20 protein-coding genes are annotated in these 22,297 nt (G+C 59.0%); 14 read left to right on the top strand and 6 right to left on the bottom strand.

Features of this window, described 5'->3' with window-relative positions:
- Positions 1-48: 48 nt before the first annotated feature.
- From AB4N43_RS19455 to AB4N43_RS19445, 3 genes are read right to left on the bottom strand one after another with little or no spacing between them, the layout of a single operon-like run.
- On the bottom strand, positions 49-816 hold the full coding sequence (locus AB4N43_RS19455; protein WP_460151832.1) for a TerB family tellurite resistance protein: 768 nt from the start codon (positions 814-816) through the stop codon (positions 49-51).
- Between the two features lies 1 nt (position 817).
- Positions 818-1,489 carry an N-acetylmuramate alpha-1-phosphate uridylyltransferase MurU gene (gene murU / locus AB4N43_RS19450; protein WP_027926733.1) on the bottom strand — a complete coding sequence of 224 codons (672 nt, stop codon included), beginning with the start codon at positions 1,487-1,489 and terminating at the stop codon, positions 818-820.
- On the bottom strand, positions 1,486-2,505 hold the full coding sequence (locus AB4N43_RS19445) for an aminoglycoside phosphotransferase family protein (protein WP_027926732.1): 1,020 nt from the start codon (positions 2,503-2,505) through the stop codon (positions 1,486-1,488). Before AB4N43_RS19445 ends, murU begins: the two co-directional genes overlap by 4 nt.
- Positions 2,506-2,635: 130 nt before the next feature.
- Between AB4N43_RS19445 and AB4N43_RS19440 the strand changes: the two genes are divergently transcribed.
- The 11 genes from AB4N43_RS19440 to AB4N43_RS19390 all read left to right on the top strand — a co-directional run bounded on the left by AB4N43_RS19440 (position 2,636) and on the right by AB4N43_RS19390 (position 16,749).
- The gene (locus tag AB4N43_RS19440) at positions 2,636-5,446 is read left to right on the top strand and encodes an LPS-assembly protein LptD (RefSeq protein ID WP_460151831.1); all 2,811 of its coding nucleotides are present in this window, start codon (positions 2,636-2,638) and stop codon (positions 5,444-5,446) included.
- The gene (gene surA, locus AB4N43_RS19435) at positions 5,421-6,743 is read left to right on the top strand and encodes a peptidylprolyl isomerase SurA (RefSeq protein WP_460151830.1); all 1,323 of its coding nucleotides are present in this window, start codon (positions 5,421-5,423) and stop codon (positions 6,741-6,743) included. Before AB4N43_RS19440 ends, surA begins: the two co-directional genes overlap by 26 nt.
- Positions 6,740-7,729, top strand: coding sequence for a 4-hydroxythreonine-4-phosphate dehydrogenase PdxA (gene pdxA / locus AB4N43_RS19430; RefSeq protein ID WP_027926729.1), 990 nt, complete (start codon positions 6,740-6,742; stop codon positions 7,727-7,729). The genes surA and pdxA overlap by 4 nt, the downstream gene beginning before the upstream one ends.
- Positions 7,726-8,544: a 16S rRNA (adenine(1518)-N(6)/adenine(1519)-N(6))-dimethyltransferase RsmA gene (gene rsmA / locus AB4N43_RS19425; RefSeq protein WP_027926728.1), complete on the top strand. Its 819-nt coding sequence runs from the start codon at positions 7,726-7,728 to the stop codon at positions 8,542-8,544. Before pdxA ends, rsmA begins: the two co-directional genes overlap by 4 nt.
- Before the next feature lie 123 nt (positions 8,545-8,667).
- The gene (gene apaG, locus AB4N43_RS19420; protein WP_027926727.1) at positions 8,668-9,048 is read left to right on the top strand and encodes a Co2+/Mg2+ efflux protein ApaG; all 381 of its coding nucleotides are present in this window, start codon (positions 8,668-8,670) and stop codon (positions 9,046-9,048) included.
- A complete protein-coding gene (locus tag AB4N43_RS19415; protein WP_460151829.1) occupies positions 9,048-9,965 on the top strand; it encodes a symmetrical bis(5'-nucleosyl)-tetraphosphatase in 918 nt (305 codons plus the stop codon). Before apaG ends, AB4N43_RS19415 begins: the two co-directional genes overlap by 1 nt.
- Entirely contained in the window at positions 9,962-10,291 is a 330-nt protein-coding gene (glpE, locus tag AB4N43_RS19410) for a thiosulfate sulfurtransferase GlpE (RefSeq protein ID WP_027926725.1), read from the top strand. The genes AB4N43_RS19415 and glpE overlap by 4 nt, the downstream gene beginning before the upstream one ends.
- Positions 10,292-10,588: 297 nt before the next feature.
- Positions 10,589-12,511, top strand: a complete 1,923-nt coding sequence (locus tag AB4N43_RS19405) for a PrkA family serine protein kinase (protein WP_010467160.1) — start codon at positions 10,589-10,591, stop codon at positions 12,509-12,511.
- 114 nt (positions 12,512-12,625) lie between these two features.
- Positions 12,626-13,897, top strand: coding sequence for a YeaH/YhbH family protein (locus AB4N43_RS19400; RefSeq protein ID WP_007947798.1), 1,272 nt, complete (start codon positions 12,626-12,628; stop codon positions 13,895-13,897).
- Positions 13,894-15,456 (top strand): SpoVR family protein, encoded by a 1,563-nt coding sequence (locus AB4N43_RS19395; RefSeq protein WP_027926724.1) that lies wholly within the window; start codon positions 13,894-13,896, stop codon positions 15,454-15,456. The genes AB4N43_RS19400 and AB4N43_RS19395 overlap by 4 nt, the downstream gene beginning before the upstream one ends.
- 63 nt (positions 15,457-15,519) lie before the next feature.
- On the top strand, positions 15,520-16,749 hold the full coding sequence (locus AB4N43_RS19390; RefSeq protein WP_027926723.1) for a multifunctional CCA addition/repair protein: 1,230 nt from the start codon (positions 15,520-15,522) through the stop codon (positions 16,747-16,749).
- Between the two features lie 83 nt (positions 16,750-16,832).
- Here AB4N43_RS19390 and folK read toward each other — a convergent pair whose 3' ends face one another.
- Complete coding sequence (gene folK / locus AB4N43_RS19385; RefSeq protein WP_460151828.1) at positions 16,833-17,351, bottom strand: 2-amino-4-hydroxy-6-hydroxymethyldihydropteridine diphosphokinase; 519 nt, start codon at positions 17,349-17,351, stop codon at positions 16,833-16,835.
- Positions 17,342-17,698 (bottom strand): dihydroneopterin aldolase, encoded by a 357-nt coding sequence (gene folB, locus AB4N43_RS19380; RefSeq protein WP_027926721.1) that lies wholly within the window; start codon positions 17,696-17,698, stop codon positions 17,342-17,344. The genes folK and folB overlap by 10 nt, the downstream gene beginning before the upstream one ends.
- A 74-nt stretch (positions 17,699-17,772) precedes the next feature.
- On the opposite strand from folB, the gene plsY reads away from it, so the two are divergent.
- Complete coding sequence (gene plsY / locus AB4N43_RS19375; RefSeq protein ID WP_027926720.1) at positions 17,773-18,342, top strand: glycerol-3-phosphate 1-O-acyltransferase PlsY; 570 nt, start codon at positions 17,773-17,775, stop codon at positions 18,340-18,342.
- Positions 18,343-18,365: 23 nt separating this feature from the next.
- On the opposite strand, the gene tsaD is transcribed toward plsY, so the two are convergent.
- On the bottom strand, positions 18,366-19,391 hold the full coding sequence (gene tsaD / locus AB4N43_RS19370) for a tRNA (adenosine(37)-N6)-threonylcarbamoyltransferase complex transferase subunit TsaD (protein ID WP_027926719.1): 1,026 nt from the start codon (positions 19,389-19,391) through the stop codon (positions 18,366-18,368).
- 199 nt (positions 19,392-19,590) lie between these two features.
- On the opposite strand from tsaD, the gene rpsU reads away from it, so the two are divergent.
- Both rpsU and dnaG read left to right on the top strand, forming a co-directional pair.
- Positions 19,591-19,806: a 30S ribosomal protein S21 gene (gene rpsU, locus AB4N43_RS19365; protein ID WP_002551877.1), complete on the top strand. Its 216-nt coding sequence runs from the start codon at positions 19,591-19,593 to the stop codon at positions 19,804-19,806.
- A 482-nt stretch (positions 19,807-20,288) separates the two neighbouring features.
- The gene (gene dnaG / locus AB4N43_RS19360; protein WP_410921268.1) at positions 20,289-22,265 is read left to right on the top strand and encodes a DNA primase; all 1,977 of its coding nucleotides are present in this window, start codon (positions 20,289-20,291) and stop codon (positions 22,263-22,265) included.
- The last annotated feature ends 32 nt before the right edge of the window (positions 22,266-22,297 follow it).

Below are 22,297 nucleotides of genomic sequence, written 5' to 3'. Positions count from 1 at the left end.
GTGGCTTGCCCGCGATGAGGGCATAACGGGCGACAGATCTCTTTCCTGCTACCGAAAATCCCGCCGCTCACGAATCAACGTATAAGCCGCATGCAATTCACGCGTCTTGTCCGTTGCCTCACGTACCTGCAACGCCGTCGCCCCGCTGCCGGCGATCTTGTCCGGGTGATGTCGACTCAGAAGGCGTCGATAAGCGCGTTTGATCTGCGCCGGCTCGCTGGTTGCAGACACCCCCAACAGCCGCAACGCATCCTGATAGGTGATCGCGCTGCTGACTTGCGCCCGCTTGTGCTGCTCATAATCGGCGGCCAGCGCCTGAACCTGATGCGGCGTCCAGCCCAGCCACTTACCCCACTGGGCGATCAGCTCGCGCTCATGACTGCCGGCACGACCATCGGCCCAGACCATCCGCCAACAGGCGCGCAATACACCTTCCGCCGCATGCGGCTGAGCACTCAAGCGTCGCAGATAGCCGCGTAACCGGTCATTGCCGGACTTGCCGCGATTGAACGCGGCAATGGCACGACGCTGCGCCGAATCTGTCATATCCAGAGCACGCATTTCCTGGCGGGCCTGCTGAATATGGCCATCCACTACTCGCCCGTCACTCTTGGCCAAGCGCCCCAACAACACGAATAGCAGCTCGTCATTGCGCAGCATCGGACGACCGCCGAGCTTTTCAAGCAAGTGCCCAACGCTTTGCAGGTGCAAGCGCCGATCCAGCGCCTGCCCCAACAAGGCGCCGAGCATGGCCCCCGGAATGCTGGCGATGGCAAAGCCTGCTCCGGCTCCGATCAGAGTCCCTGGCCACAGCATCTCAGCGGCTCGCTTCTATCAGGGTTTCAACGTCGGCCAGGCGTTGGTGCGTACCGACATCCACCCATTGACCTTTCAGGCGTTCACCCGTCACTTGCCCATCGGCCATGGCCTTGCGCAACAGCGGTGCAAGCTTGAAGGCTCCGTCCGAACAGCCGTCGAACAGGTGCGGATGCAGCACTGCGATGCCGCTGTACGTCAGGGTCGTCGTCTCCGGCCGACCGTCGTGCACATGCCCGTCGAGCAACGTGAAATCGCCCGTCGGGTGATGGGCCGGGTTATCCGCCAGCACCAGGTGAGCCAGCCCGTTGATGGGCTGATGCAGCACGCTGAAGTCGTAGTCGGTCCAGATGTCACCATTGACCACCACAAAGGCCTCGTCCCCCAGCAACGGCAATGCGCGGAAAATCCCGCCGCCGGTTTCCAGGGGCTCGCCTTCCGGCGAGTACTGAATGCTGACGCCATAGCGCGAACCGTCGCCCAGATAATCTTCGATCTGCTGACCGAGCCAGGCGTGGTTGATCACGATCTCGGTGAACCCGGCCGCCGCGAGGGCGCGCAGGTGGTACTCGATCAATGGCACGCCGCCGGCGCGAACCAGCGGTTTGGGGGTGGTCAGGGTCAACGGGCGCATGCGCTCGCCCTTGCCGGCCGCCAGAATCATTGCCTTCATGCATTCGCTCCGGCACGCAGACTCAGCAGCAACACATCCAGCTCGGCCAGTTCAGGACGGCGGGCGATCACGGCATCTATATAGGCAAAGAAGCGCGGCACGTCGGCGAGGTAGCGCGGCTTGCCGTCGCGATGGCAGATGCGGGCGAAGATGCCGATGACTTTCAGATGACGCTGCACGCCCATCAGGTCGCTGGCTCGCAGGAACTCTTCGAAGTCCGGCTGAACCGGAATATCGAGGGCGCCGGCTTGCTGCCAGTAAGTTTCGAGCCAGCCACGCACACGCTCTTCAGGCCAGCTGAGGAAGGCGTCCTTGAACAGGCAGGTCACGTCGTAGGTCACAGGACCGTACACCGCGTCCTGGAAATCCAGTACGCCCGGATTCGGTTCGCTGAGCATCAGGTTGCGTGGCATGTAGTCGCGATGCACCAAGACTTTGGGCTGGGCCAGGGCGCTGTCGATCAACAGATCGGTGACGTTTTGCCAAAGCATTTTCTGCGCCGCGTCGAACTCGATGCCCAACGCGTGTTTCACGTACCAGTCCGGGAACAGTTCCAGCTCGCGACGCAACAGTGCGACGTCATAACTCGGCAATGGCGCAACCATCGGCAACTGCTGAAAAGCCAGCAGTGCTTGCAGGGCATCGTTGAACAAATCGTCGGCATTTTCGCTGTCGATCACGTCGAGATAAGTCTTGTTGCCCAGGTCATTGAGCAAAAGAAAACCGCGCTCGAGGTCTTCGGCATAAATTTTCGGCACATTTATTCCGGATTTCGCCAGCAAAAAAGCGATATCCACGAAGGGTTTGCAGTTTTCCTGGGGCGGTGGCGCGTCCATCACAATGAAACTTTTGCCCTCGCCTTCCCAGCGGAAATAGCGCCGAAAACTCGCGTCGCTACTGGCCGCGGTCAACGTGGCCGGGGGTACGGCGCCCCAGCCCTGTTCTGCAAAGAGAATCGCCAACTGCTCATCGAGCCAAACTTTCAGGTGTTGCAAACGTACATCTTGGTCAGGCATTGCAAGGGTCTCCGACGGCGCTAGCCGTCAAGCGGGTCATGCTTTATTATCCAGCATCTTTTTCAGACCATCGAGAGGCGTGCGGCCCACACCGCGGGCAGATGGCACGCAGGAAGCCCGGACTAATAAGATGGCATTGAAATCCCCCGCGTTTCGTAAAAAATTTCCGTTGTTGGTTACCGGCAGTCTGCTGGCCCTGCAACCCCTAGCCACTTCATTCGTGGTCGCCGCGGAACAGTATGACTGCTCAGTCTCTGCTTCGGGTGCCTGGAACTGTGCGCCAAAATCGCCCGCGGCGGCATTGCCACCGCGCCCTGTCCATGAGGGCAGCGCCGTCTCCGCCACTGGCGAAGCGGCAGCCGAGAGCGGTTCCAGCGAAAGCACCGAAGCCAAGCCTGTACTCGTTACCGAGTCCAAGGGCCGCGGTATGAAGTCGCGTAGTGCAGACTACAGTCACCTCGACTGGGTTCCACGCGAGAACCTCACTGCCGCGCAACTGGCCGAAACCGGTCCTTATTGCTCTGGTTCCTATATCGAACCGATTCGTCCCGGCATGAATGACAAGACGAATAAAAGTGACGCACCGACCTTTATCGGCGCCAAGGCCTCGCGCTACAACACCGAAGATCAGATCGGCACACTGGCCGGTGACGTCGTATTGCGTCAGGGCAGCATGCAGGTCGAGTCCGACGAGGCCAGCCTGTATCAGGCCGAAAGCCGCGCCGAACTCACTGGCGACGTACGCATCCGCGACAACGGCGCACTGATCGTCGGCGACCACGCCGACGTGCAGCTCGACACCGGTGAAGCCAAGGTCGACAACGCCGAATACGTGATGCACAAATCCCGTATCCGCGGTAACGCGCTGTACGCCAAGCGTGCCGAAAACGCGATCATCCGCCTCAAGGATGGTACGTACACCACGTGCGAACCGAACAGCAACGCCTGGCAGCTCAAGGGTAACAACATCACCCTGAACCCGGCGACCGGCTTCGGCACCGCGACCAACGTGACACTGCGGGTCAAGGACATTCCTGTCCTGTACACGCCGTACATCTACTTCCCGATCGACGACCGTCGCCAGTCGGGCTTCCTGCCGCCGACCATCGGCACCGGCAGCGATACCGGCTTCATGCTGGTCACCCCGTATTACTTCAACCTGGCACCGAACTACGATGCCACGTTGTACCCGCGTTACATGGAAAAGCATGGCTTGTTGATGGAAGGCGAATTCCGCTACCTGACCAAGTCCAGCGAAGGTCAGTTCGGTGGGGCGTACCTCAATGATGAGGATACCCAACGCGACAAGCAGACCGACTTCCAGAAAGAACGCTACATGTATAACTGGCAGCACAAGGGTGGTCTCGATGAGCGTGTCCTCACGCAAGTCGACTACACCAAGATCAGCGATCCTTATTACTTCCAGGATCTGCAGACTGATCAGATTGGCGTGAAAAGCGCTGACTTCGTGAACCAGCAGGGTTCCGTTACCTACCGTGGTGACGACTACACCGCCCGCGTCAACGCTCAGGCGTATCAGCTGGCGACTGTTACCAGCATCACGCCGTATGACCGTTTGCCGCAGATCACCTTCAACGGTGCACTGCCTTATCATCCAGGCGGCCTGGATTTCAGCTACAACACTGAAATCGTGCGGTTCGATCGAGACCTGAACAAAGGCACGTACACCGACGAAGACGGCAACGTGTCCCCACGCCTTGACACCAACGTTCAAGGCCTGGCCCGTGCCAACGGCGATCGCCTTAACCTGGCTCCAGCCGTCAGCCTGCCGCTGGACTGGACGTATGGTTTCGTGAAACCGACGCTCAAGTACCAATACACCCAGTACCAGCTGGATCTGGACAGTATCGGCAAAAGCCAGATCGTGGCTCAGGATCAAGCCGCCGCTGCAGCCGGGACCAAAAACTTTAATGGCAATTTCGGCAGCAACCAGAACCGTGGCGTGCCGATTGCCAGCATCGACAGTGGCCTGTACTTCGATCGCAACACTCAATGGTTCGGCAAGAACTATCGCCAGACCCTTGAACCACGCCTGTTCTACCTCTACGTTCCCGAGGAGAATCAGGACGATATTCCGGTGTTCGATACCAGCGAATACACCTTCAGCTACGCATCGCTGTTCCGTGACAACCGCTTCTCTGGCGCCGACCGTATCGGCGACGAGAACAAACTGTCGTTGGGCATCACCAACCGCTGGATCGAAGACGACGGCTTTGAACGTCAACGCATCAGCGTAGGCCAGGCCATGTACTTCAAGGACCGCGAAGTCCAGTTGCCGGGCATCAATCCAAAAACCCGTGCCGATGCCCAAGCCAACGTTTCGCCGTATGCCCTGGAATACGAATACCGCTGGAACCGCGACTGGCGCACCACGGCCGACTACAACTGGGACCCGGACAGCCACAGCCCTCGCTCGGGCAGTGCGATGTTCCACTACCAGCCTGAAGACAACCCGAACAAGGTCGTCAACGCCGGCTATCGCTATCGTAACGACCAGGTGATCTACAACCAGAACACCGGTCAATGGCAGTTCGGCGGTGACTACGGCACCCCTGGCACGCCTGGTTTCGTCAAGGACTACTACAAGATCGAGCAACACGACTTCTCGGTTATCTGGCCGGTCGTGCCTCAGTGGAACGTTATCAGCCGCTGGCAGTATGACTACAACCGTAACCGTACCCTGGAAGCATTCGGTGGTTTCGAGTACGACAACTGCTGCTGGAAACTGCGCCTGATCAACCGTTACTGGGTTTCCTATGACGAATTCAGTCAGGACGCACCGCAAAATGAAAAAGGCGACCATGGCGTCTTCCTACAAATCGTTCTGAAAGGTCTCGGCGGCCTCACCGGCGCCAAAGTAGAGAGCTTCCTCGACAAAGGCATCCAAGGTTATCGTGAACGTGAAGACCAAGCTTTCTGATTGTCTGCGCCCGCTGCTGCTGGGCGCGCTGTTCCTGGGTACCGCGGCTAATGCCGCCGTACAGTCCATCGATAAAGTGGTGGCTATCGTCGACAACGACGTGGTCATGCAGAGCCAACTGGACCAACGCGTTCATGAAGTTCAGGCAACCATTGCCAAGCGTGGCTCCGCCGTGCCGCCAGCCAGCGTGCTGGAGCAGCAGGTGCTTGAGCGTCTGATTGTCGAAAACCTGCAATTGCAGATCGGCGAACGTTCGGGCATCCGCATTACCGATGAAGAACTGAACCAGGCGGTGGGCACCATTGCCCAGCGTAACAACATGTCGGTCGATCAATTCCGTGCCGCGCTGGCTCACGACGGTCTGTCTTACGACGACGCCCGTGAACAGATTCGCCGTGAAATGGTCATCAGCCGTGTGCGTCAACGCCGTGTGGCCGAGCGCATCCAGGTGTCTGAACAGGAAGTGAAGAACTTCCTCGCCTCCGACCTTGGCAAGATGCAATTGTCTGAGGAGTTCCGTCTGGCCAACATCCTGATTCCTACGCCGGAAAGTGCCAACTCCGACGCGATTCAGAATGCTGCCAAACAGGCTGACGCGATTTACCAGCAACTCAAGCAAGGCGCTGACTTCGGTCAGTTGGCCATCGCGAAGTCTGCCAGCGAAACTGCACTGGAAGGCGGCGACATGGGCTGGCGTAAAGCCGCTCAATTGCCACCTCCATTTGATCGCATGTTGAGCACCATGTCGGTGGGCGAAGTTACCCAGCCAATGCGCACACCGGGTGGCTTCATCATCCTGAAGATTCTCGACAAGCGTGGCGGTGCAACCCAGACGCGAGATGAGGTGCACGTGCGCCACATCCTGGTCAAACCAAGCCCGATTCGCGACGAAGCGAAAACCAAGGCCCTGGCCGAGTCGCTCTACTCCCGTATCGAAGCCGGTGAAGACTTCAGCGAACTGGCGAAAAGCTACTCCGAAGATCCGGGTTCTGCCCTCAACGGCGGCGACCTGAACTGGATCGACCCGAACGCACTGGTGCCCGAGTTCCGCGAAGTAATGGCCAAGACCCCGCAAGGTCAGCTGTCCAAGCCATTCAAGACCCAATACGGCTGGCATGTTCTGGAAGTGCTGGGCCGCCGCGCCACCGACAGCACCGCCCAGGCTCGCGAGCAACAGGCGATGACCGTACTGCGTAACCGCAAATACGACGAAGAGCTGCAAACCTGGCTGCGTCAGATCCGTGACGAAGCGTACGTAGAAATCAAACTCCCTGGTGCAAGCCAGGCAGCGCAGTGAAACCCAAGCGTTTCGCGCTGACACCCGGCGAACCGGCCGGCATAGGTCCCGACCTGTGCCTGCTGCTCGCCTCGCACGCCCAGCCACATCCCCTGATTGCCATTACCAGCCGCGACCTGCTCCTTGAGCGGGCCGCGCAGCTGGGTGTGGTTGTCGATCTGCTGCCGGTAACGCCGGACAGCTGGCCGGATGTGCCTGCGCCAGCGAACAGTTTGTATGTCTGGGACACACCGCTCAATGCGCCGGTCATCGCCGGCCAGCTGGACAAGGCCAATGCCGCTTTCGTCCTGGAAACCCTGACCCGTGCCGGCCAGGGCTGCCTGGACGGGCACTTCGCCGGAATGATCACCGCCCCCGTGCACAAGGGTGTGATCAACGAATCCGGGATCGCCTTTTCCGGCCACACGGAATTCCTCGCTGACCTGACCCATACAGCCCAAGTGGTGATGATGCTGGCCACGCGTGGACTGCGGGTAGCACTGGTCACCACGCACCTGCCCCTTCGCGAGATTGCCGATGCGATCACACCGGAGCGCCTGGAGCGGGTCACACGAATTCTGTACGCCGACCTGCAAGAAAAATTCGGCATCGCCCAGCCACGCATCCTGGTCTGCGGGCTTAACCCGCACGCCGGTGAAGGCGGACACCTGGGCCATGAAGAAATCGACATCATCGAACCTACATTAGAGCGCCTGCGCGGTGAAGGCATGGACCTTCGTGGCCCCCTGCCCGCCGACACTCTGTTTACCCCCAAATATCTGGAGCACTGCGACGCAGTGCTGGCGATGTACCACGACCAGGGCCTGCCCGTGCTGAAATACAAAGGCTTCGGCGCGGCAGTCAATGTGACCCTCGGCTTGCCGATCATCCGCACCTCGGTCGACCACGGCACCGCCCTGGACCTGGCCGGCAGCGGAAAAATCGACACCGGCAGCCTGCAAGTCGCCCTGGAAACCGCCTACCAGATGGCCGAGACCCGTTTATGACCGAGCATTACCAACACAAGGCGCGCAAACGCTTTGGCCAGAACTTCCTGCACGATGCAGGTGTTATCGACCGAATCCTGCGCTCCATCCATGCCAAGGCCGAAGACCGCGTGCTGGAAATCGGCCCGGGCCAGGGTGCCCTGACTCAAGGCCTGCTCAACAGCGGCGCACAACTGGACGTAGTGGAGCTGGACAAGGACCTGGTCCCGATCCTCAATCAGCAGTTCGCCAGTCGAAGCAACTTCAGCCTGCATCAGGGTGATGCGCTGAAGTTCGACTTCACCAGCCTGAATGCTGCGCCGGGCAGCCTGCGCGTGGTCGGTAACCTGCCGTACAACATCTCTACACCGCTGATTTTTCACCTGCTGCATAACGCCAGCCTGATCCGCGACATGCACTTCATGCTGCAAAAAGAAGTGGTCGAGCGCATGGCGGCGGGTCCTGGCGGCGGTGACTGGGGCCGCCTGTCGATCATGGTTCAGTACCACTGCCGGGTCGAACATCTGTTCAACGTCGGCCCGGGCGCGTTCAACCCACCGCCCAAGGTTGATTCGGCCATCGTGCGCCTGGTGCCTCACGCGGTACTGCCGCATCCGGCCAAAGACCACAAATTGCTGGAGCGCGTCGTTCGCGAAGCCTTCAACCAGCGCCGCAAGACCCTGCGCAACACCCTCAAGTTACTGCTGAGCAATGCCGAGATCGAAGCCGCCGGCGTCGATGGCAGCCTGCGTCCCGAGCAACTCGACCTGGCCGCCTTCGTGCGCCTGGCCGACAAGCTCAGCGAGCAAGCCCTGAACCCGCCCGCCGCCGACTGACAGGTGACGAGCGTTATCGGGTAGGACGCCAGACGCGATGTCTGGTTTACTACCCGGTACTTGGCCTAGACTGAACTCCATCAGCTACGCCCCGCGTCCCGCTTCGTTTTTAAGGCCTCTTGCATGTCCGATCCTCTTTATCAGGTCGACGTCAGCGTCGTCACCCGCTATCTGGCAGAACAATCGCAACCCGAGCAAAACCGCTTTGCTTTTGCGTACACCATTACCGTGCACAACAACGGCAAGCTACCGGCCACACTGTTGTCGCGGCACTGGGTCATCACCGACGGTGACGGGCATGTCGAGGAGGTCAAGGGTGCGGGCGTCGTAGGCTTGCAGCCGCTGATCCTGGTCGGCGAAAACCACACCTACAGCAGCGGCACGGTCATGACCACCAAGGTCGGCACCATGCAAGGCACCTATCAGATGATTGCCGGCGACGGTAAGCATTTCGACGCCGTCATCGCTCCATTCCGCCTGGCGGTGCCCGGAGCCTTGCACTAATGGCAACGTACGTCGTTGGTGACTTGCAGGGCTGCCTCGAGCCCCTGCAATGCCTGCTTGAGCAAGTCGCTTTCGATCCGGCCAAGGATCGTCTCTGGCTGGTGGGCGACCTGGTCAACCGCGGCCCGCAGTCGCTGGCAACCTTGCGCTTTCTCTATGGCATTCGTGAATCGCTGGTGTGCGTACTGGGCAACCATGACCTGCACCTGCTGGCCGCCGGGTACAACATTGAACGCCTGAAGAAAGCCGACACCCTGCGCGAGATCCTCGAAGCGCCAGATTGCGCGGAGCTGCTGGAGTGGCTGCGCCAGCAAAAGCTCATGCACTACGACGAACAGCGCGATATCGCACTGGTGCACGCCGGCATTCCACCGCAGTGGTCATTGCGCAAAGCCTTGAAGTGCGCCGCCGAAGTTGAAGAGGCCCTGCGCGACGACAACCGCATCGCCCCGTACCTCGACGGCATGTACGGCAACGAACCGGTAAAATGGGATAGCGACCTCAAGGGCGTGACCCGCCTGCGCGTCATCACCAACTATTTCACCCGCATGCGTTTCTGCACCAGCGAGGGCAAACTCGACCTCAAGAGCAAGGAAGGCGTCGGCACAGCGCTACCAGGCTACAAGCCATGGTTCACGTACAAGGAACGCAAGACCAAGGGCCTGAAGATTATCTTCGGCCACTGGGCGGCCCTCGAAGGCAACTGTGACGAACCGGGGATCTTCGCGCTCGACACCGGTTGTGTCTGGGGTGGAGCCATGACCCTGATGAACGTCGACACCTTCGAGCGCCTGCAGTGCCAATGCAACGATCAGGGCCACAGTGAACCCGCCGTCACTCCCCCCTTACCGAACAAACCCCAGCCAGCGCCCCGCGCTAGGCTGCGCTATCAGCCGAGCCACAGGAGCCCGCCATGAGCGAATTCAAACGTATCCCCCCGGAACAGGCACAAGCCCTGCGCGAACAAGGCGCAGTGGTGGTCGACGTCCGCGATCCGCAAACCTATGCCGCGCTGCACATCAGCGGCTCGAAGCATCTGGACAATCATTCCCTGCATGCCTTTATTCAGGGTGCAGACCTGGACGCGCCGACCGTAGTGGTCTGCTACCACGGCAATTCCAGCCAGGGTGCCGCCGCCTACCTCATCAGCCAGGGCTTCTCCGACGTCTACAGCATGGACGGCGGTTTTGAGCTGTGGCGTACGACGTATCCTGCGGAAACCGCGCAAGGTACCTCCGAATAATTTTTTTGTAACCTGCGAGCCCCCGCCCCCCGTGGGCTCGCGCGGTGGCAGACGAACGGTCTGCCACAACTAATTGCGTATCTCGCCTTTACCTCCCGAATTAGCAACTATCCTTAAGCGCAGGCCATCCAAAACAGGGGAGAGCCGGTACACCGGCGCGCGGGTCATCGGGAGTAGCTTTCGGAGTAGTCAGCTCCGTTAGAGTTCTGGGGGGTAAACAGCGACCGCCTGTTCGGTTGCTGCCAGCATCGACTGAGTGATCCGGCGTCGGCTCCACGTATCGAGCGAGGTGACGTCATGAGTATCTTTAGCCACTTCCAACAACGCTTCGAGTCCACACGCCAGGAAGAACTCTCGCTGCAAGAGTATCTTGAGCTGTGCAAACAGGACCGCAGCGCCTACGCCTCCGCAGCCGAGCGTCTATTGCTGGCCATCGGAGAACCGGAGCTGCTCGACACCTCGACCAACTCGAGACTGTCGCGAATCTTTTCCAACAAGGTGATCCGCCGCTATCCGGCCTTTGAAGACTTCCATGGGATGGAAGAATGCATCGACCAGATCGTGTCGTATTTCCGCCATGCGGCTCAGGGCCTGGAAGAGAAGAAACAAATCCTCTATCTGCTCGGCCCCGTCGGTGGCGGTAAATCGTCCCTGGCCGAGAAGCTGAAACAACTGATCGAGAAAGTGCCCTTCTACGCGATCAAGGGCTCACCGGTATTCGAGTCGCCCCTCGGTCTGTTCAACGCCACTGAAGATGGCGCGATCCTCGAAGAAGACTTCGGCATTCCGCGGCGCTACCTCAACACCATCATGTCGCCATGGGCCACCAAGCGCCTGGCCGAGTTCGGCGGCGATATCAGCCAGTTCCGCGTAGTGAAACTCTATCCGTCGATTCTCAATCAGATCGCCGTGGCCAAAACCGAGCCGGGAGACGAGAACAACCAGGACATCTCGGCACTGGTGGGCAAGGTCGATATCCGCAAACTGGAGGAATACCCACAGAACGACGCCGACGCTTATAGCTACTCGGGCGCACTGTGCCGGGCCAACCAGGGCCTGATGGAATTCGTCGAAATGTTCAAGGCGCCGATCAAGGTGCTGCACCCATTGCTGACGGCTACCCAGGAAGGCAACTACAACAGTACCGAAGGCCTCGGCGCGATTCCGTTTACCGGGATCCTGCTGGCCCACTCCAACGAATCGGAATGGCACACCTTCCGCAACAACAAGAACAACGAAGCGTTCATCGACCGGATCTACATCGTCAAAGTACCGTACTGCCTGCGGGTCAGCGACGAAGTGAAGATCTACGACAAACTGCTGTTCAACAGTTCCCTGGCCAAGGCCCATTGCGCGCCCGATACCTTGAAGATGCTCGCCCAGTTCACCGTGCTCTCTCGCCTCAAGGAGCCGGAAAACTCGAACATCTACTCGAAAATGCGCGTGTATGACGGTGAAAACCTCAAGGACACTGATCCGAAGGCCAAGTCGATCCAGGAATACCGCGACAACGCCGGTGTCGACGAAGGCATGAACGGTCTCTCGACCCGATTCGCGTTCAAGATCCTGTCGAAGGTCTTCAACTTCGATCCGCACGAAATCGCCGCCAACCCGGTGCACTTGCTGTACGTGCTGGAACAACAGATCGAACAGGAACAGTTCCAGGCCGAAACCCGCGAACGCTACCTGCGCTTCCTCAAGGAATACCTGGCACCGCGCTACATCGAGTTCATCGGCAAGGAGATCCAGACCGCCTACCTCGAATCGTACAGCGAATACGGCCAGAACATCTTCGATCGCTACGTGCTGTACGCCGACTTCTGGATCCAGGACCAGGAATACCGCGACCCGGAAACCGGCGAAATCCTCAACCGAGTGGCCCTGAACGAAGAACTGGAGAAAATCGAAAAACCGGCCGGCATCAGCAATCCGAAGGATTTCCGCAACGAAATCGTCAACTTCGTCCTGCGCGCCCGGGCCAACAACAACGGCAAGAACCCGACCTGGCTCAGTTACGAAAAACTGCGGGTGGTTATCGAGAAGAAAATGTTCTCGAACACCGAGGACCTGCTGCCGGTCATCAGCTTCAACGCCAAGGCCAGCAAAGAGGACCAGCAGAAGCACAACGACTTCGTCACACGGATGGTCGAGCGCGGCTACACCGACAAACAGGTACGGCTTCTTTCCGAATGGTACCTACGGGTCCGGAAATCGCAATGACGCAGCGGCAAGCCATAAGCTACAAGCGGCAAGAAAAAGCGCGTAAGCCCTGACATCCGGGCAGCTTCTACTTGCAGCTTGTAGCTCACAACTTGAAGCCGCCCGGAGGGCCCTATGAGCTATGTGATCGACCGACGTCTCAATGGCAAGAACAAGAGCACGGTGAACCGTCAGCGGTTTCTGCGACGTTACCGTGATCACATCAAAAAGGCTGTCGAAGAGGCGGTCAGCCGGCGCTCCATTACCGACATGGAACACGGCGAACAGATCAGCATTCCTGGCCGCGATATCGACGAGCCGGTGCTTCACCACGGCCGTGGCGGCAAGCAAACCGTCGTGCACCCCGGCAACAAGGAATTCACCAGCGGCGAGCACATTGCCCGCCCGCCCGGAGGGGGCGGTGGCAGAGGCCCCGGCAAGGCAGGCAACTCGGGCGAAGGGATGGACGAGTTTGTCTTCCAGATCACCCAGGAGGAATTCCTCGAATTCATGTTCGAGGACCTCGAGCTGCCGAACCTGGTCAAACGCAACCTGACCGGTACCGACACCTTCAAAACGGTACGCGCAGGGATCAGCAACGAAGGCAACCCATCGCGCATCAACATCATTCGCACCTTGCGCTCGGCCCATGCACGGCGCATTGCCCTGTCCGGCAGCAGCCGCGCCAAGCTGCGTGAAGCCAAAGAGGAACTGCTGCGACTCAAGCAGGAAGAACCGGACAATTTCGGCGATATCCAGAAAATCGAAGCCGAAATCGAAAAACTCAGCGCACGGATTCATCGCGTGCCGTTTCTTGATACGTTCGACCTCAAGTACAACCTGTTGATCAAGCAGCCCAACCCCAGCTCGAAGGCCGTGATGTTCTGCCTGATGGACGTGTCCGGCTCCATGACCCAGGCGACGAAGGACATCGCCAAGCGCTTTTTCATCCTGCTGTACCTGTTTCTCAAGCGTAACTACGACAAGATCGACGTCGTGTTCATCCGCCACCACACCAGCGCCCGGGAAGTGGATGAAGAAGAGTTCTTCTATTCACGCGAAACCGGCGGCACCATCGTCTCCAGTGCCTTGAAGCTGATGCAGGAGATCATGGCCGAGCGCTATCCGAGCAATGAATGGAATATCTACGCCGCCCAGGCGTCCGACGGCGATAACTGGAACGACGATTCACCGATCTGCCGCGACATTCTGATCAACCAGATCATGCCGTTCGTGCAGTACTACACTTACGTTGAGATCACCCCGCGCGAACATCAGGCCCTGTGGTTCGAGTACGAACGCATCGCCGAAGCCTTCTCTGACACTTTTGCCCAGCAGCAACTGGTCTCGGCCGGGGATATCTACCCGGTCTTCCGTGAACTCTTCCAGCGCAGGTTAGTGACATGACCGCCAAAGAGCAGAAGCGCCAACCCATTTCCACCGGCTCCGAATGGACGTTCGAGCTGATCCAGGCCTACGACAAGGAAATCAGTCGCCTGGCGGCTCGGTATGCCCTCGATACTTACCCTAACCAGATCGAAGTGATCACCGCTGAACAGATGATGGACGCCTACGCTTCTGTCGGGATGCCGTTGGGCTATCACCATTGGTCCTACGGCAAGCACTTCCTCAGCACCGAAAAATCCTACAGCCGTGGGCAGATGGGGCTGGCCTACGAGATCGTGATCAACTCCGATCCGTGTATTGCTTACCTGATGGAAGAAAACACCATCTGCATGCAGGCATTGGTCGTGGCGCATGCCTGCTATGGGCACAACAGCTTTTTCAAAGGCAATTACCTGTTCCGCACCTGGACTGACGCCAGTTCGATCATCGATTACCTGGTGTTCGCCAAGCAGTACATCATGCAGTGCGAGGAACGCCACGGCATCGACGCCGTGGAGGACTTGCTCGACTCCTGCCACGCGTTGATGAACTACGGCGTCGACCGCTACAAACGCCCTTATCCGATTTCCGCGGAAGAAGAACGGCGTCGGCAAAAGGATCGGGAAGAGCATCTGCAGAAACAGATCAACGACCTGTGGCGCACCATCCCCAAAGGCGCGGACAAGTACAGCGACAAGGACAATGCACGCTTCCCCGCTGAACCTCAGGAAAACATCCTGTACTTCATCGAAAAACACGCGCCGCTACTGGAACCGTGGCAGCGGGAAATCGTGCGGATCGTGCGCAAGATCGCGCAATATTTTTATCCACAGCGTCAGACCCAGGTGATGAACGAAGGCTGGGCCACGTTCTGGCACTACACGTTGATGAACGACCTGTACGACGAAGGCCTGGTCACCGACGGGTTCATGATGGAGTTCCTGACATCCCACACCAGCGTGGTGTTTCAACCCGGTTTTGACAGCCCTTACTACAACGGAATAAACCCTTACACCCTGGGGTTCGCGATGTACCGGGATATCCGGCGCATGTGCGAGAACCCCACCGACGAAGATCGCCACTGGTTCCCGGAAATTGCCGGCACCGACTGGCTGTCGACCATCAAGTTCGCCATGAGCAGCTTCAAGGATGAGAGTTTTATCCTGCAGTACCTGTCACCGAAAGTGATCCGCGACCTGAAGTTGTTCAGCATTCTCGATGACGACCAAAAGGATGACCTGCTCGTACCCGCGATCCACGATGAAGAAGGCTACCGCATCATCCGTGAAACCCTGGCGGCGCAGTACAACCTGGGCAATCGCGAGCCTAACGTGCAGATTTACAGCATCGACCGGCGTGGAGATCGCTCCCTGACCCTGCGTCACCAGCAACACGACCGCAAGCCGCTGGGCGAATCCACCGAGGAGGTGCTCAAGCACCTGCACCGGTTGTGGGGCTTCGATATTCACCTGGAAACGCTGCAAGGGGATCAGGTGATGAAAACCCACCATGTACCCCCCAGAAGCGAGCACAGCGAAGGGGATTACGGCCGACTGGACTTGGCCGTCATTCATCTTTGAGCCTGTTTGAACCTCCGCAAGTTCGACGCAACGGTTATTCTGTCGAGCTAACGGAGGTTTTTTATGCAGATTTATAAAGTCGGTGGCGCAGTACGTGATCGCCTGCTCGGCAAACCTGTCACCGATATCGATTGGGTGGTGGTGGGCGCCACGGCCGAAGAAATGCTCGCCAATGGCTTTCGGCCGGTGGGTGCGGACTTTCCGGTATTTCTTCATCCGAAAAGCGGCGAGGAATACGCCCTCGCCCGCACCGAACGCAAAAGCGGACGCGGTTATGGCGGCTTTACCTTCCACGCCAGCCCCGAAGTCACCCTCGAAGAAGACCTGATTCGCCGGGACCTGACGATCAATGCGATGGCCGAAGACGATCAGCAAAACCTGACCGACCCTTACCATGGCCAGCGTGATCTTGAAGCGCGCCTGCTCCGTCACGTTTCCCCCGCGTTCGCCGAAGATCCACTCCGTGTCCTGCGTGTTGCTCGCTTTGCCGCGCGTTATGCGGCGCTGGGTTTCACGGTTGCTCCCGAGACACTTGGGTTGATGCGCGAACTCAGCGAATCCGGTGAACTGGAAGCCCTGACTGCGGAACGCAGCTGGAAAGAAATCTCCCGGGCATTGATGGAAGATCAGCCGCAGGTGTTCATTGAAGTGCTACGCGAATGCGGTGCATTGAAAGTGTTGATGCCTGAAGTCGACGCGCTGTTTGGCGTTCCACAGCCCAAAGCTCACCACCCGGAAATCGACACGGGCGTGCACACGTTGAGCGTGCTTGAGCAATCGGCACTACACAAACAACCGCTGACCGTGCGTTGGGCCTGCCTGCTGCACGACCTCGGTAAAGGGCTGACCCCCGAGGAAGAATGGCCACGCCATATTGCTCATGAACACACAGGCCTGAAGCTGATCAAAACGGTCAATGAACGCTTCAAGGCGCCGAAAGACTGTCAGGAACTGGCATTACTGGTCGGCCAATATCACACCCACGGCCATCGCGCCCTGGAGCTGAAACCTTCGACCTTGCTGGAGTTGCTGCAAAGCTTTGACGTTTACCGCCGGCCGCAGCGGTTCGAAGAGTTCATCAGCGCGTGCGAGATGGACGCGCGCGGGCGCAAAGGGCTGGAGCTGAGAAGTTATCCACAGGCGGATTATTTGCGCGGGGCGGCGACGGCAGCTCGGAGTGTGGCGGTTCAGCCGCTGCTGGAGAAAGGATTCAAGGGGCCGGAGCTGGGTGAGGCGATCAAGCGTGAACGGCTTAAAGCGTTGAAAGCCTACAAGGAGGAGGCGTCTACCTGAAAGCATCGCGGGCAAGCCCTGCTCCCACAGGATTTAGGTGACCCCTGTAGGAGCCGAGCTTGCTCGCGATGGCGTTATCCGCCTCACAACAAATTCGAAGGGGTCAACGGCTTGCCGCGCCATTCAAAAGCCACCGGCGCCAACACCTGATCAATGTGCGCTTCACTCCACAAGGTCGCAAAGCTTTTGCCTACGCCCGGATGCACACGATCCGGCGCAATCAGCGATAACGGCCACAACACAAAAGCGTTCTTCAGAATCTCTGCCCGCGGCAAGATCAATCCATCGAAATTGCCCACCAGATCACCAAACAACAGGACGTCGATGTCCAGCGGCAAACCCTTGCGGTCCGGCGCATAACGACCATTGTCCGCCTCGATGAACTTCAATCGGCGGTCCAGCTCCATCAGCGGCAGATCGGTATACGCCGACACCACGAAATTGAAAAACGGCCCGCTCTTGATGCCCACTGGCTGGCTTTCGAAGACAGCCGAGCAGCGGATATCCACCAAAAACGCCGCCAAGGCGTCCAGCCCCGCCTGCAAATGGGTTTCACGCTCGATATTGCTACCGAGCCCGAGGTACACCTGAGTCAGCGACATCCGCGCTCGATCTCCACGCCCACACCGCCCTTGGCAGCCGGGACAGCGCCAGGCTTGGTCAGCTTGAGACGCACCCAGGTGATCTTGAATTCACTCATCAGCACTTCGACCAGACGCTCGGCGAAGGTCTCGACCAGTTGATACTGCGCCTGCTCGGCAAACGCCTGGATGCGCGACGAAACGCTCGCGTAATCGAGCGCCAGGGTCAGGTCATCACCGGCGGCGGCTGGGCGATTGTCCCAGGCGAAGCTCAGATCAAGACGCAGGCACTGTCGGATGCCTCGCTCCCAGTCGTAGGCACCAATTACGGTGTCGACTTCCAGGCCCTCGATAAACACTCTGTCCAAGCACTTTTCTCCGCTGCACGACAAGGGCGCAATGCGCCGTTAGAATCAGGGCGTCCTCGCCCGGAATAGTTAGCATGTTTTGGTTACTGGCGATCCTCGCCTACCTGCTCGGCTCTCTGTCCTTCGCCATTTTGCTCAGCCGCCTGACCGGGAATCCCGATCCGCGAATGAGTGGCTCGGGCAATGCCGGCGCCACCAACATGTTGCGCCTGGCCGGCAAAAAACTTGCCGTCCTGACCTTGCTTGGCGACCTCTGCAAAGGCTTGCTGCCCGTGCTGATCGCCGGCCTTGCGGGCCTTTCGCTGCAAGAACAGGCCTGGATTGGCATCTGCGCCGTCATCGGCCATCTGTTTCCAGTGTATTTCCGCTTTCGCGGCGGCAAAGGTGTCGCCACCGCTGCCGGCATGCTGCTGGGGCTTTACCCGCCTGCGGCACTGCTGGCGGTCTGCGCCTGGCTGCTGACGTTCTACCTGACCCGCACCAGCTCACTCGCTGCACTGATTGCCACACCGCTGACCCTGCCGTTGCTTGCCTGGCAGGAACCGGCGGCCTTGCTGCCCATGAGCGTGCTCACCGGGCTGATTGTCTGGCGTCATCGCGGCAATCTACGCGACCTGTTTGCCGGGCGCGAACGGCATTTTTAAATACCGGACGCGAGCGCGGCTCATCACAGCGCCGACAATTGCTCCATCGGCCAACGAGCCTGAACGCTAATGGCCAGGCTTTCATGCTGGCCGGCCTGCAAGCGCTGGCATCCGGCAAACGCGATCATTGCGCCATTGTCGGTGCAGAACTCCGGACGGGCGTAAAACACATCGCCCTTCATGTCGCCGAGCATTTTTTCCAGCGAGGTGCGCAGCGCCTTGTTCGCGCTGACGCCCCCTGCGATGACCAGGCGCTTCATGCCCGCTTGTTTAAGGGCTCGCTTGCACTTGATGGTCAAAGTCTCCACCACGGCCTGCTGGAACGCCAGAGAGATGTCGCAACGGGCTTGCTCGCTGTCGTCCCCGGCACTGACGCTTTGCTGCCAGGTGTTCAACGCGAAGGTTTTCAAGCCGCTGAAGCTGAACGCCAGACCCGGGCGATCGCACATCGGACGCGGAAACGTGAACCGCCCCGCAACGCCTTGCTCGGCAAGGCGCGCGATTTCCGGGCCGCCCGGGTAATTGAGCCCCATCATCTTCGCGGTCTTGTCGAAAGCCTCACCGGCGGCATCGTCCAGTGTCTCGCCCAACAGCGTGTACTGGCCGATTCCGTCGACCTGAACCAGCTGCGTATGGCCACCGGACACCAACAAAGCGACGAACGGGAATTCTGGCGGTTGCGTCTCCAGCATCGGCGCCAGCAAGTGGCCTTCCATGTGATGCACGCCCAAGGCCGGAATACCCCAGGCAAAGGCCAGCGCCTGGGCACAGGACGCGCCCACCAGCAACGCACCGACCAGGCCAGGACCCGCGGTGTAAGCGATGGCGTCGATCTCGGTCGGCACGCAGTCAGCTTCGGCCAACACCTGACGAATCAAGGGCAGCATGCGTTTGACGTGGTCGCGCGAGGCCAGCTCCGGCACCACGCCGCCATAGGCCCGGTGCAGGTCGATCTGGCTGAACAGTGCGTCGGCCAACAGCCCGCGTTCACTGTCATATAATGCGACACCGGTTTCGTCGCAGGAGGTTTCTAATCCCAGTACTAGCATGGGTTTGCGCCTTATTTAGGCTGAATTCGAAGGCGCGCATAATAGTCGCCACGTGATGCCCCGACCAGCGGTTTTCGATCAGAGGCTTTGCATTCCAAGCGATGAGGGGTTAACATCCGCAACCCTTAAAAACCGACGTCTTCAAGTGCTCTTTTGCCGCGAGGATGTTGACCCCGGTAATGAATGAAGGTAGCTCTGGATGCCAGCCGTCAAAGTAAAAGAGAACGAACCCTTCGACGTAGCTCTGCGTCGTTTCAAGCGCTCCTGCGAAAAAGCCGGTGTACTGGCTGAAGTTCGTAGCCGCGAATTTTACGAGAAGCCAACTTCTGAGCGTAAGCGCAAAGCAGCAGCCGCTGTTAAGCGTCACGCGAAGAAAGTTCAGCGCGAACAGCGCCGCGCCGTTCGTCTGTACTAATACACAGACGATCGTAGCAAGCTTCTGCCAAGCCCGGCTCCAAGCCGGGCTAATGGCATTTGCGTAAAACGCTTGATGCTTCACCGTCGAAGCCGCAGATGCGACCGAGACAAATCTGCTTCACAGCGTCAGACCTGGCTCTTTTGCCAGCGGTGCACGTCTTTTCTGACGAGCCTTCCAAGGCTACTGACGAGCACACCCACTGATTCCTCTCACGACGATCAGCCCAAGGCACCTGCTTGCGTGCCCGCTTATTGAGCTATCCGAGGCCATCGACAGGCCGCAGCGGACTCAGCGCAACACTTTCAAACAGTCGATTACTGATTGGTATTAACGTCAGTGGATTTTCGGCAGATACACTCCCCGATAGCGATTACGCAGACGACACCGGTCGAGCCGCATCTTTTGCGCGCCTCAAGCAACGACCCACGTTCGGCCGCCCTTCGTTATAGGTCCCTTTCAGCGCAGATGACGAGAACGCCATGGCCGGGCTAATTCCCCAGAGCTTCATTGACGACCTTCTGAACCGCACCGACATCGTCGATGTGGTCAGCTCGCGCCTGCAAATGAAAAAGGCCGGCAAGAACTACACCGCTTGCTGCCCGTTCCACAAAGAGAAAACCCCGTCTTTCAGCGTCAGCCCTGACAAACAGTTCTATTACTGCTTCGGTTGCGGCGCTGGCGGAAACGCCCTCGGCTTCATGATGGACCACGACAACCTGGATTTCGTCCAGGCCGTTGAGGAACTGGCCAAAGCCGCCGGCATGGAAATCCCCCGCGAAGAAAGTGGCCGGCCGCACAAACCGCGACAACCAACCGATTCGCCGCTGTATCCGCTGCTCACTGCCGCTGCCGATTTTTACCGTCAGGCACTGAAAAGCCATCCATCACGCAAAGCTGCAGTGGATTACCTGAAGGGCCGTGGACTGACGGGAGAGATCGCTCGCGACTTCGGCCTCGGCTTTGCTCCGCCAGGCTGGGACAACCTGTTCAAACACTTGAGCAGCGATACCCTGCAACAAAAAGCCATGGTCGACGCCGGCCTGCTGATCGAGAACGCCGAAACCGGCAAACGCTATGACCGCTTCCGCGATCGAGTGATGTTCCCGATTCGTGACAGCCGCGGGCGCATCATCGCTTTCGGTGGCCGGGTACTGGGCGACGACAAGCCGAAATACCTGAACTCACCGGAAACCCCGGTATTCCATAAAGGCCAGGAACTCTACGGCCTTTATGAAGCGCGCAAGAACAACCGCAACCTCGACGAAATCATCGTCGTCGAAGGTTATATGGACGTCATCGCCCTCGCCCAGCAAGGCTTGCGCAATGCCGTGGCGACCCTGGGCACCGCCACCAGCGAAGAGCATTTGAAGCGACTGTTTCGCGTCGTGCCTAACGTGCTGTTCTGTTTTGACGGCGACCAGGCCGGCCGCAATGCTGCCTGGCGCGCACTGGAAGCGACACTGCCCTGCCTGCAAGACGGGCGGCGCGCACGTTTCCTGTTCCTGCCGGAAGGCGAAGACCCGGATACGCTGATCCGCTCCGAAGGCACGGATGCGTTCCGTGCGCGAATCAACCAGCACGCGCAGCCTTTGGCAGATTATTTCTTCCAGCAGTTGACCGAAGAGTCGGACCCACGCTCGCTGGAGGGCAAAGCCCACATGGCCACCCTTGCCGCGCCGCTGATCGACAAAGTCCCGGGCGCGAATCTGCGCATCCTGATGCGTCAGCGCCTGACCGAAATTACCGGCCTCAGCGGCGAAGCGGTGAGCCAACTGGTGCAAAGTGCCCCTCAGGATGCGCCACCGGCATACGATCCGGGCATGGATTACGACGCCATGCCGGACTACAGCGACTACCATCAGCCGCAGTCACAAGATATGTATGTGCCGCAGCAGGAGTGGACGCCGAAGAAACCCGGCGCCAGCGGCAAGAAATGGGACAAGAAACCGTGGGACAAGAACGGCAAGCGCGCAGATCGTGACCAACCGAGCACCCCGCGCACACCGATTGCTGTCGAAGCGCCCACGCTGATCGCGCTGCGCACCCTCATTCATCATCCGGACCTGGCTGGCCGGGTAGAAACCGCCAACCATTTTGCCAATGAGAGCAATACCTACGCACAACTGCTCGTGGCCCTGATCGAGGCGGTGCAAAAAAATCCTAAGCTAAACTCAATTCAGCTAATGGCACGCTGGCACGGGACCGAACAGGGACGATTACTCAAAGCATTGGCAGAAAAGGAATGGCTGATTGCAGGTGATAACCTTGAACAACAGTTTTTAGACACCATTACTAGGTTATCGGCCGCTCAACACACGGATAGCCTGGAAGTACTTATCAGGAAAGCCAGACAGCCGGGATTGACCCCGGAGGAAGCAAATCAGATCGCAAATCAGATGCGCGACCTATTAAAACGCAATATGGCTGTATCAAACCCGACCTCAACTGGCGCGTGAGGTCATAGCTCAGGTATAATCCTCGGCTTGTT

This window comes from Pseudomonas sp. S2_B07, from assembly GCF_054668435.1.
Note: the sequence above shows the minus strand (reverse complement) of the source record. Positions and strands in the feature narration are given on the sequence as shown.

What these genes read in the sequence shown, in the direction of transcription:
- AB4N43_RS19455 (WP_460151832.1), bottom strand. Translation starts at nt 816, where the DNA reads ATGCTGTGGCCAGGGACTCTGATCGGAGCCGGAGCAGGCTTTGCCATC.
- murU (WP_027926733.1), bottom strand. Translation starts at nt 1,489, where the DNA reads ATGAAGGCAATGATTCTGGCGGCCGGCAAGGGCGAGCGCATGCGCCCG.
- AB4N43_RS19415 (WP_460151829.1), top strand. Translation starts at nt 9,048, where the DNA reads ATGGCAACGTACGTCGTTGGTGACTTGCAGGGCTGCCTCGAGCCCCTG.
- rpsU (WP_002551877.1), top strand. Translation starts at nt 19,591, where the DNA reads ATGCCAGCCGTCAAAGTAAAAGAGAACGAACCCTTCGACGTAGCTCTG.
- apaG (WP_027926727.1), top strand. Translation starts at nt 8,668, where the DNA reads ATGTCCGATCCTCTTTATCAGGTCGACGTCAGCGTCGTCACCCGCTAT.
- AB4N43_RS19400 (WP_007947798.1), top strand. Translation starts at nt 12,626, where the DNA reads ATGAGCTATGTGATCGACCGACGTCTCAATGGCAAGAACAAGAGCACG.
- dnaG (WP_410921268.1), top strand. Translation starts at nt 20,289, where the DNA reads ATGGCCGGGCTAATTCCCCAGAGCTTCATTGACGACCTTCTGAACCGC.
- AB4N43_RS19395 (WP_027926724.1), top strand. Translation starts at nt 13,894, where the DNA reads ATGACCGCCAAAGAGCAGAAGCGCCAACCCATTTCCACCGGCTCCGAA.
- glpE (WP_027926725.1), top strand. Translation starts at nt 9,962, where the DNA reads ATGAGCGAATTCAAACGTATCCCCCCGGAACAGGCACAAGCCCTGCGC.
- plsY (WP_027926720.1), top strand. Translation starts at nt 17,773, where the DNA reads ATGTTTTGGTTACTGGCGATCCTCGCCTACCTGCTCGGCTCTCTGTCC.
- AB4N43_RS19405 (WP_010467160.1), top strand. Translation starts at nt 10,589, where the DNA reads ATGAGTATCTTTAGCCACTTCCAACAACGCTTCGAGTCCACACGCCAG.
- AB4N43_RS19390 (WP_027926723.1), top strand. Translation starts at nt 15,520, where the DNA reads ATGCAGATTTATAAAGTCGGTGGCGCAGTACGTGATCGCCTGCTCGGC.
- rsmA (WP_027926728.1), top strand. Translation starts at nt 7,726, where the DNA reads ATGACCGAGCATTACCAACACAAGGCGCGCAAACGCTTTGGCCAGAAC.
- tsaD (WP_027926719.1), bottom strand. Translation starts at nt 19,391, where the DNA reads ATGCTAGTACTGGGATTAGAAACCTCCTGCGACGAAACCGGTGTCGCA.
- AB4N43_RS19440 (WP_460151831.1), top strand. Translation starts at nt 2,636, where the DNA reads ATGGCATTGAAATCCCCCGCGTTTCGTAAAAAATTTCCGTTGTTGGTT.
- folK (WP_460151828.1), bottom strand. Translation starts at nt 17,351, where the DNA reads ATGTCGCTGACTCAGGTGTACCTCGGGCTCGGTAGCAATATCGAGCGT.
- AB4N43_RS19445 (WP_027926732.1), bottom strand. Translation starts at nt 2,505, where the DNA reads ATGCCTGACCAAGATGTACGTTTGCAACACCTGAAAGTTTGGCTCGAT.